This window comes from Arthrobacter sp. 10T413_2 (genome assembly GCF_056394205.1).
Genome location: NZ_JBFTHK010000162.1, coordinates 1 through 9617, shown reverse-complemented (window position 1 = coordinate 9617; position 9617 = coordinate 1). Strand labels below are relative to the sequence as shown.

The 9617-nt window shown below is 67.5% G+C and carries 9 protein-coding genes; 7 read left to right on the top strand and 2 right to left on the bottom strand.

Features of this window, described 5'->3' with window-relative positions:
* Nucleotides 1-109 precede the first annotated feature (109 nt).
* From AC1DBQ_RS18825 to AC1DBQ_RS18810, 4 genes are all read left to right on the top strand, one after another.
* Nucleotides 110-466 (top strand): hypothetical protein, encoded by a 357-nt coding sequence (locus AC1DBQ_RS18825; RefSeq protein WP_476929956.1) that lies wholly within the window; start codon nucleotides 110-112, stop codon nucleotides 464-466.
* Nucleotides 467-561: 95 nt separating this feature from the next.
* Nucleotides 562-3285 (top strand): PEP/pyruvate-binding domain-containing protein, encoded by a 2724-nt coding sequence (locus AC1DBQ_RS18820; protein WP_476929955.1) that lies wholly within the window; start codon nucleotides 562-564, stop codon nucleotides 3283-3285.
* Nucleotides 3286-3387: 102 nt separating this feature from the next.
* Entirely contained in the window at nucleotides 3388-4542 is a 1155-nt protein-coding gene (locus AC1DBQ_RS18815; protein WP_476929954.1) for an alpha/beta hydrolase, read from the top strand.
* Nucleotides 4543-4601: 59 nt separating this feature from the next.
* Nucleotides 4602-5540 carry an alpha/beta fold hydrolase gene (locus tag AC1DBQ_RS18810; protein ID WP_476929953.1) on the top strand — a complete coding sequence of 313 codons (939 nt, stop codon included), beginning with the start codon at nucleotides 4602-4604 and terminating at the stop codon, nucleotides 5538-5540.
* On the opposite strand, the gene AC1DBQ_RS18805 is transcribed toward AC1DBQ_RS18810, so the two are convergent.
* Nucleotides 5525-6280, bottom strand: a complete 756-nt coding sequence (locus AC1DBQ_RS18805; RefSeq protein WP_476929952.1) for a glycosyltransferase family 2 protein — start codon at nucleotides 6278-6280, stop codon at nucleotides 5525-5527. The two genes, AC1DBQ_RS18810 and AC1DBQ_RS18805, sit on opposite strands and share 16 nt — an antisense overlap.
* A gap of 159 nt (nucleotides 6281-6439) precedes the next feature.
* Between AC1DBQ_RS18805 and AC1DBQ_RS18800 the strand changes: the two genes are divergently transcribed.
* A complete protein-coding gene (locus AC1DBQ_RS18800) occupies nucleotides 6440-6643 on the top strand; it encodes a cold-shock protein (protein WP_009357211.1) in 204 nt (67 codons plus the stop codon).
* Between the two features lie 134 nt (nucleotides 6644-6777).
* On the opposite strand, the gene AC1DBQ_RS18795 is transcribed toward AC1DBQ_RS18800, so the two are convergent.
* A complete protein-coding gene (locus AC1DBQ_RS18795; protein ID WP_476929951.1) occupies nucleotides 6778-8754 on the bottom strand; it encodes an APC family permease in 1977 nt (658 codons plus the stop codon).
* A 399-nt stretch (nucleotides 8755-9153) separates the two neighbouring features.
* Between AC1DBQ_RS18795 and AC1DBQ_RS18790 the strand changes: the two genes are divergently transcribed.
* Nucleotides 9154-9252 (top strand): potassium-transporting ATPase subunit F, encoded by a 99-nt coding sequence (locus AC1DBQ_RS18790; RefSeq protein WP_476929950.1) that lies wholly within the window; start codon nucleotides 9154-9156, stop codon nucleotides 9250-9252.
* A gap of 7 nt (nucleotides 9253-9259) precedes the next feature.
* Nucleotides 9260-9617: potassium-transporting ATPase subunit KdpA (locus AC1DBQ_RS18785; protein ID WP_476929949.1), on the top strand; the 358-nt coding region annotated here is incomplete at its 3' end.

Sequence of the window (9617 nt, the reverse complement as noted above, 5' to 3'; positions counted from 1 at the left end):
CTGCTGACCCCGTAGCCGGGCTCTCGACGGCGGCGGCCCGGGCCCCTGCGCGGCTGCCTGCACCTTGCTCTTGCGGCTGCCCTTGCACGTGCAGGAGCGAGGGTCTAGCGTGAAGCGCATCAGCATCCGCCGCCGTCGAGGAGCCGTCATGGCCAGGTTTGTGCAGATCATTGAATTCCAAACATCCCGCATCGAGGAGATCGAGCAACTCGGCCGCCCGTCACGAACCGAGGGGTCCACTGCCCCGACCTTCGGACGCATCATGGCCACCGCCGACCGCGACCGCCCMGGTACCTACCTCACCATTGTTGAATTCGAGTCCTACGAGTCGGCCATGGAGAACTCGAACCKGCCCGAAACCTCAGAGTTCGCCGCTAAGATGGCCGCCCTGTGCGACGGCCCGCCGGTCTTCCGCAACCTCGATGTGATGTGGGAGGACACCGGCGAGACCGACGCCGGCCAGTAGGCCTGCAGCCTCATTCTGCAGAGAGGCCGCGCCGCCGTCGAGGAGCCGGCAGCCGGCCGTGAATTGAATACGCGGACAGGACGTGGGACAGGGAAATGGGGTCTGCACAGGGCAGAGCGCCAGAAACTCTTGTRGCGGATCTCAGTGAACTGGGTTCCGCTCCCCTGCCGCTCGTGGGCGGCAAGGCCATGAACCTCGGCAGGCTCGCGGCGGCCGGATTCCCCGTGCCGCGCGGCTTCTGCCTCACCACCGTCGCCTACAGGAAGGCCGCCCCGCCGGAACTGGAGGCCCTGGCGGCCCAGCTGGACGCCGCGCTGCCGGGATGGTCCCCCGACGGCGGAACAGCCCACCCGGCTTTGGACCACCCCGATTTGGACCATTTCCAGCTTGATTTGGGCGAACTGGCGAGGCAGGCCCGGGAAATGATCGTGACCGCCCCGATTCCCGCCGATGTCGATGCCGCGGTCCGCGCCGCCTATGCCGCGCTGGGCAGCGGGGCCGCCGTCGCGGTCAGGTCCTCCGCCACCGCCGAGGACCTGCCCTTCGCCAGCTTCGCCGGACAGCAGGATTCCTTTCTCAACATCTCCGGGGCAGATGCCGTCGTCGAGTCGGTCCGGCGCTGCTGGGCCTCGCTMTGGACCGAACGCGCCGTGGCCTACCGTTCCGCCAACGGCATCAGCCACCGCGACGTCGGGCTCGCCGTCGTCGTCCAGGACGTCGTCCCCGCCGTCACCGCCGGCGTGCTGTTCACCGCCAATCCCGTCACGGGCACCCGAACCGAAACGGTCATCGACGCGAGCGCCGGACCGGGCCAGGCGGTGGTCTCCGGCAGCGTGAACCCGGACCATTTCGTCGTCGAGACGGCCACGGGACGCGTCCTTCTCCGCTCTCCGGACCGGACCGCGCACGGGATCGCGGCCGGCCGGGCGCCCGGTCTGGACGACGCCCGGATCCGCGAACTCACGGCACTGGGCGACACCGTCCAGCGGTTGTTCGGCKCACCGCAGGATGTGGAATGGGTGATCGACGCCGCCGGCAAGATCTGGGTGACCCAGTCGCGGCCCATCACCACGTTGTATCCGTTGCCGGACGTCGCTGCCGGCGAACCCCTTGGCGCCGAGTCCGGGGCCGCCACTGACACCCGCGTGTACCTGTGCGGCACTTTGCTCCAGGGCCTAACCCGACCGCTCACGCCCATCGGGCTCTACGTGCTGGGCTCCATGCGGAACCGCAAGGGGCTGTGGCAGTACGTCAACCCGGGGCTGCGCATGTACGTGGACGTGACGCCCTTTGTTCACAACAAGTACGGCCGCCGCTACCTGCTGCGGATGCTTCCGCTGGCGGACGGGAGGACAGGCGCGGTCTTCCCGGCGCTCCTGGAGGATCCACGCTTCGGTCTGCGAGAACGGCCGCACCGGCGGAAGCCGCGGATGGGCCGCCCCGCGCCACGCCGTACGGAAGTAATGGCCAGCGTGACCGTCCTGGTCCAGATGATTCCGGCCCTGCTGCGGGCCGCGGTGCGGCCGGCCGCGGAACTGCGCCGAGCGTTCGATTACGGAAAACGGCTCGAGGCGGAGCTTGTCCTGCCGGAGCCGGCGACCAGCTTTGGCCGCCTGGACCATGCAGAGCGCATCCTGGACCGCACCGTGGACGCGCTGATCCTGGCCACGCTGCCTGGACCAGCCCTTGGTTACATCATGCTGGCGGCTTCCCGCCGACTGTTGCGGGGCATCGCAGAACCGCGGGAACTTGAAGCGGTGTTGCGGGGCCTGCCCAACAACGTCACCACCGAGATGGACCTTGAACTTTGGCATCTGGCCGTTACCGTCGGCGCGAATGCCGCGTCCCGTGAGGTTTTCCTGGCCCACAGCCCGGAGGATCTAGCCGCCCGGTACGCCGCCGGCACACTCCCCGCCGTGGCGCAGACCGGCCTGCGCGGGTTCCTGGACCGCTACGGCCACCGCGCCGTGGCGGAGATTGACCTCGGCATGCCGCGGTGGTCGGAGAAGCCGGACCATATTCTCGGCATGATCTCGAACTACCTCCACGTGGAAGACCCCGAACAGGCCCCCGACCGGCAATTTGCCCGCGCGGAGGAACACGCCGAGGCAAGGATCCGCGACCTCGTGGAGCGGACCCGGGCGCGCAGCCGGCTCCGGGCCCGGCAGGTGGAGTTCTGCCTGCGCCGGACCCGGCAGTTGGCCGGTCTGCGCGAACTGCCGAAGTTCTACATCGTCCTCGCCCTCGCCGAGATGCGCCGCCAGCTCACCAAGGTGGGCGCCGAACTGGCCCGGTCAGGTTCGATMGCTGCCGTGGACGATGTGTACTTCCTGGAATTCGACGAAATCCGCGTGGGCCTGCGTGGCGCGGACCTGCACGGCATCGTCGCGGACCGCCGGCGACTGTACGACGTTGAACTGCGGCGTCGGCGCATCCCCCGTCTCCTGCTCTCAGACGGCACCGACGTCGAGACCGCCATGTTGGCGAAGTCTCCGGCGTCCGGCGCCCTCGCCGGGACGCCGGCCTCGKCCGGCACCGCCACAGGACGGGTCAGGGTCATCATGGACCCGGTGGGCGCCCACCTCGAGCCCGGGGAGATCCTCGTGGCACCGTCCACCGACCCTGGCTGGACTCCGCTGTTCATGACCGCCGGTGCCTTGGTCATGGAGATGGGCGGGGTGATCTCGCACGGGGCCGTGGTGGCCCGCGAATACGGCATCCCGGCCGTGGTGGGCGTGCCGGACGCGACCACGCGTTTGCGGACCGGCCAGACGGTCACTGTTGACGGGGCCGCGGGCACTATCGTCGAGAAGCCTTGAGCCCGCGGCACCGGGCAACCCTCCGGGCCGCAAACCGTGACGTCGCCTGAGGGCAGGCTGCCCTCACGGATGTAGCACGGGTGTGCCAGATAGAATTGATCCATGACCTCCCCGGCCCGCTGGCCAACGCACCATGCGTCGTCCTTTCCCCGGGCCCGGCACCGGACCCCGCAATCCGGCGGCAGTTTCGCCCTGGCCCGCAAGGCCAGGAATGTCCTGCGTAGGGTTCCGGTGTGGACCTGGCGGGTGCTGATGCACTCCGTACGGGCCAGCGAGAACTCCCGTTTCAACGTCGACCCCATCACCGGCGTCGAATACGTCCACGACATCGATTTCGTGGGCGACGGCATCCGGGACCACCGCCTCGACGTCATCACCCCATCTCCCGCCGGCGGCACCCCCGCAGCCGATGCKACCGCGCCCGGCGAGTCCGGCGGGGCGCTCCCCGTTTACGTGTACTTCCACGGCGGCGGCTGGACCTCCGGGGACAAGTCCTCGCTGACCAAGTACTGCGCAAACCAGGCCGAGGGCGGCATGGTGGTGGTCAACGTGAATTACCGGAAGGCTCCGCGTTTCCACATGGGCCACGTCCTGGCGGACGCGAATGCCGCGCTGACCTGGGTCCGGCAGAACATCGCCGGCTATGGCGGCGACGCATCGCGGCTCGTACTGGGCGGCGACTCCGCCGGCGGCCAAATCGCGGCCCTCCTGACCGCCGCCAGTTTCCGTCCCGAACTGGCACGGCATCACGGCCTGATACCGGCCGTACCTGCATCCGATTTCAAGGGCCTGGTCCAGCACTGCAGCGTGGTGGACTTTTCCGTCTTCTTCGAACAGGGCTTCGTGCTGAGCCTGAACTTCGTCCGCATGCTGCTGCCCGCGCTCGGTTCCGACGGCCAAAACGCAGGCGTCGTCGTCGGACGCCTGCGCCGCGGCATTGGCGGCCTGGTAGGCCGTCCGGGCTCCGGCACCGGCCACCTGGAGGCCCTCCGCAAGGGCGCGGGCTTCCTCTCCCCGATCGAGTGGCTGGATTCCCGCTTCCCGCCGGTCTTTGTGACCACCTCGGAACGGGACTTCTTCTACGCCGCCAATGTGAACTTCATCGCCCGCTTGCGCGAACACTCCGTCCCCGTGGACAGCCTCATCTACGGCTGGGACAACTCCAACACCKAACACACCTGGCAGCAGAACTTCCGCTACCCGGAATCGCAGGAGGTCTACCGCCGGCTTCACGCCTTTGTGCGCAAAGTGGCGTGAGCGCCGCCCGTCCTGCCCGATCCGCCCCGGCCCCGGCCGCACCGGGCTATGTTTAGTCCATGGTGGCTGCCGAGAGCAACGCACAAAACGATCAGGAACCTGAGGGGTTCGGATCGGCGCTGGTCGATGAGGCCGCCCGCCGGGATGCGGCCCTGGGCGACGCGGACTGGGCCTCCGTGCCCGAAGGCGCCGTGCGGGGCACCTTCGGGGCACCCAGCGGAACCCTCGCCACCCTCTCCATGGGCACACCGGGCAACCCCCGGGTGCTCCTGATTCCGGGCGCGACCGGGTCCAAGGAAGACTTTGTGCTGATGCTGCCCGAGCTMGCCGCGGCCGGGTACTTTGTCCTGAGCTGTGACATTGCCGGCCAGTTCGAATCCGCCGCGGCGGGCCCCGAAAACCTCGTTCCTCCCCGCGCCCACTACGACTACGACTTGTTCACCAATKACCTGATCGCCATGCTGGACGCCGAGGACGGCCCGGCGCACGTCGTGGGGTATTCGTTCGCCGCGATCGTCGCCCAGCTCGCCTTTACCCGCCGCCCGGAAAAGTTCCGGAGCCTCACCCTGATCAGCTGCCCGCCGGAGCCGGGCCAGTGTTTCCGGGGCRTCCAGCGCGTCGGCTGGATCAGCCGCTGGGTCAGCCCGCGGATCGGCGCCGCGCTGATGATCTGGGGTATCCGCATCAACATCGTGCGTGTCGCGCCCAAACGGATACGGTTTGTGAAATACCGGTTCCGGTTCACCCGCCGGAGCTCCGTGACCGACATCATCGCTCTGATGCAGCATGCGCCGGATCTGAGGGCGGCACTGGCCGGCGCGCCGCTGCCGAAGTTCGTCACCGTCGGCGAACATGATCTCTGGCCGCTGGCGTTGCACCGCCGCTTCGCAGAGTCCATCGGCGCGCGGATCGCGGTCTACCGGGGCGGGCACAGCCCGAGTGAGACCTCGCCGTACCAAATGAGCCGGGACCTGCTCGCGCTTTACGGATCCGCCTGACGCGAGGGGTCGCGTTCCCATTGCCGCCGGCGTCKGCGCCGCCGGAAGGGTCCCTCTTCCCGGAATTCGATGCCGAACGTGGTCCACGTCATCGACAGCCGGCACCCGACGGAATGCCAGCTCGCCAGCGGCCGTGCGGAGACCTGCACGCGCAGCGTGGGATCAGCGATCACCTTCACGTCGGGCGGGATCTGGTAGGAAATGTCGAGATCATCGTGGACCGGCGGAACGCCCCGGTGAACGGAGCCCCGGATCCGGTCCCAGACGTCGGACCGCATGGCGAAATTGGAGCCAAACAGCGGCGGATGACCCAGCAGCCACCCGATGGCCCAGAAATACCCGGGTATGTAKACGCTTTCGCCCACCCACCGGGCGAACCGGGTCTCGCCGTAGAAGTCGCCGGGACCGGACACGGCGGACAGCGGTCCGGCCTCCTCGAGGATTGCCTCAACTCGTTCGAGCCAGTCGGCGGGCGGGATCGAGTCGGTGTCCAGCCGGGCAATCAGCTCGGAGCCGGCTTCATCGAAGCCGTGTGCCGTGCAGGCGGCGATGCCCGGGAGTTCGACGGCGAGCCGCCGCGCCCCCGCAGCGGCGCAGACCTCCGCAGTGTTGTCCGTACTGGCGTTGTCCACGACGACGATTTCGTCGGCCGGGCGGGTCTGGGCAACGAGCGCAGCCAGGCACGCGGMGAGCATGCCGGCGTCGTTCCTGGTCGGGATAACCACCGAGATTGTTGTCATCGTGCCCCGACTATAGTCCCGGGACGGGACGAAATGCCCCCGTCGGCCTCTTGCACCATGGCCCCCGGCCCCGTACGTTGGGGGACAGCGGACGAATGTCTCCGCAGCCGTTGGCCTCATGGCCGCCGGAGATCAGCAGCATTTCAGAAGGATAAAGGCATGGCTACAGGCACAGTTAAATGGTTCAACGCCGAAAAGGGTTTTGGCTTCATTGCCCCGGATGACGGGTCGGCCGACGTTTTCGCCCACTACTCGGCAATCGCAACCAGCGGCTACCGCTCGCTGGACGAGAACCAGAAGGTTGAATTCGACGTCACGCAGGGCCCGAAGGGCCCGCAGGCTGAGAACATCCGCCCGCTCTAAGTACACAGGACAAGTCCCGGCCGCCCGGCCGGGACACTGTCCCCGAAGACCACAACACCCCTCCGGAGGATTCCTCCGGAGGGGTGTTTGTGTGCGGGAGCGTTTATGCCCGACGGCGATTATCTGCGGGAGCGTCAGCCGACATGGACCCAGGGACGCCGCGTGACGTCCGGTTCGGCCTCGCGCAGCACTTCACGGGTCACCGGGGCGATTTCGCCTTCGCCGAAGGCCAGGAACCGCATGAGGTTGGTGATCGGGTTACCCTCCGTCCAGCGGAAGTAGATGTGCGGCATCAGCCCGGTGAMGTCGCGGATGTGCAGCAGTACGGAGGCGATCGTGTTGGGAATCACGGGACCGTGGACCTCCAGGATCTGGTACCCGTGCCGGATCACCCCGTGGACCTCGAGTTCGGTCTCGAAGTCCGAGGAGTCGTCCACCACGACTTCCAGGAACAGGGCCTGGTAATCCACCGGCAGGTGGCTGACCTCGATGGCTGACGTCAGCTTGTCCCGGTACGCCTCGGCGCTGAGCCGCAGCGGTTCGTGGGCGATGAGCGCGATGGGTCCGGTTTCGTTGGCGGCCAGGAATTCCAGGGCCCGGGTGTCCATGCGCACATGGGTGGCGTGGAGCTCAAAGGAGCGCCGGATACGCGAGAGCAGCGAGATGACGATGATCCCGAGGATGAAGAGCGCCGCGATCCGGATGCCTTCGGGCCGCTCGAAAATGTTGGCCACCGTGGTGTAGATGAACACGACGGCGATGATCCCGAACCCGATGCTGCGCTTGCGTTGCCCCTTGCTGCGCGCCGAGAACGTCACGGCGACCGCTGCCGACGTCATCAGGACCAGGACGCCGGTGGCGTAGGCGCCGCCCTGGGCGTCGACGTCGGCGTTGAAGAGCCAAGTGATCAGGAATCCCACGAGCGTGAAGACCAGAACCAGCGGCCGGACGGCGCGGGCCCATTCCGGGGCCATGCCGTACCGGGGCAGGTACCGGGKAACGAGGTTCAGGAGCCCGGCCATGGCKGACGCCCCGGCAAACCAGAGGATGGCGATGGTGCTGATGTCATAAACGGTGCCGAAGCCTGCGCCCAGGTATTCGTGGGCGAGGAAGGCCAGGGCTCGCCCGTTAGCCTGGCCGCCGGGCTGGAATTCCTGCTCCGGGATGAGCACCACGGTGGTGAAGCTGGTCGTGATGAGGAAGGCACTCATGATGACGGCCGCCGTAGTCAGCAGGCGGCGCGCGCCCTTGATCCTGCCCTCGGGGTTCGCCTCGGTGTCCGTGGCATGGCCGCGGATCTGCGGCATGACGGCGACGCCGGTCTCGAAGCCCGAGAGGCCCAGGGCCAGCTTCGGGAATACCAGCAGCGCGATGCCCACCACCATCAGCGGGTTGCCGTGCGACGTGGTCAGCGCCAACCACCAGTTGTCCACCGCCACCGGGTGGGTGAACACTTCGAAGATCGTGGTGATAACCACGATGACGTTCAGGCCGAGGTAGAGCCCCACGAGGACGACGGCGACGCCGATCGCCTCCTTGAACCCGCGCAGGAACACCGCCGCGAGCAAGGCCAGCAGGAACAAGGTGACCGGGACGTTCTGGCCCTGCATCCAGGCGGGCGCGAAAGGGTTCTCGATGGCGTGCGCGGTCGCGTCGGCGGCGGAGAGCGTCATGGTGATCATGAAGTCGGTGGCCGCGAACCCCAGCAGGACCAGGACGAGGAGTTTTCCGCCCCAGCGCGGCAAGAGCCGCTCCAGCATGGCGATGGACCCTTCTCCGCGGGGGCTTTCGCCGGCCACCCGGCGGTACACGGGCAGTGCGCCGAGCAAGGTCACGGCGACCAGGACCAGGGTGGCCAGCGGCGAAATCACGCCGGCCGCGAGCGCGGCGATGGCGGGCTGGTAGCCCAGCGTGGAGAAGTAGTCCACGCCCGTCAGGCACATGACCTGCCACCACGTGTGTTTTTTCAGATGGCTGTCACTGACGGCCCCGGGCCCTTGGTGGGTTCCCTTGCTGTCCTGCAGCCCGAACAGGAGCCAGTTCCTCAGTGTGGTCCGGCGGCCGGCCCGAAATGCCGATGGATCGGCCGGTGGCCTGCTCAGCGTGGTCATGTCTTCCTCTCGTCACGGCACAGGGCGCCGCACGGCACCGCACACCGGCTACGCCGAAACTATCACCGCGGCAGCCCCTGCCTGGCTGGTTCCGGCCGATCTTGATGATTCCTTGACGCTGTTACGGCCGCGGCCGCGGGCATGCGCGGGGAGCAGTCGTAAGGAAACCGTCAAGATCTGCCGGACGGCATTAAGAATCCATTAGCGGCGGCCCTTTCCGGGTTCCCCGGGGTTTGACTGGGCCTAGCCCCGCAAACCGGGGTGCGAATGAAAGGAACCTGCAATGGCCGATGTGGCTGTTATCGGAATCCTCATGGTGTCCATGGGGTTCGTCATGTGGATCGGTCACGTCCTGGCCGGGATGGTCGGCGCCCCCGATGACCGGCCGGAGGGCGGACAATGAGCGCCGACGCGATCATGTGGCTCGTCCTGCTCATTGCCGGACTGGGTCTCTTCGGTTACCTGCTGGTGGTCCTGATCCATCCGGAAAAGTGGTGAGCGGATCATGACCTTCAACACTGCATCCTTTGTCATCCAGGTGGCGGCACTTCTCATTGTCCTGGCAGGCCTGCACAAGCCCTTCGGCATCTACCTGGCCCGGGTTTTCGAGGGCACGACGTCCAGCCGGCCCGAGCGGCTCTTCTACCGGCTCGCCGGGGTCGACGCCGGCACCGACCAGACGTGGTCCGTCTACCTCCGCAGCGTCCTGGCGTTTTCCGCTGTCTCGATCCTGGCCGTGTTCGGCCTGCAGCGGCTGCAGGGCGTCCTGCCCGGCAGCGGTTCCCTGCCCGGCGTCGACCCGTGGGTGGCCATGAACACGGCCATTTCCTTTGTGACCAACACGAACTGGCAGACCTATGTAC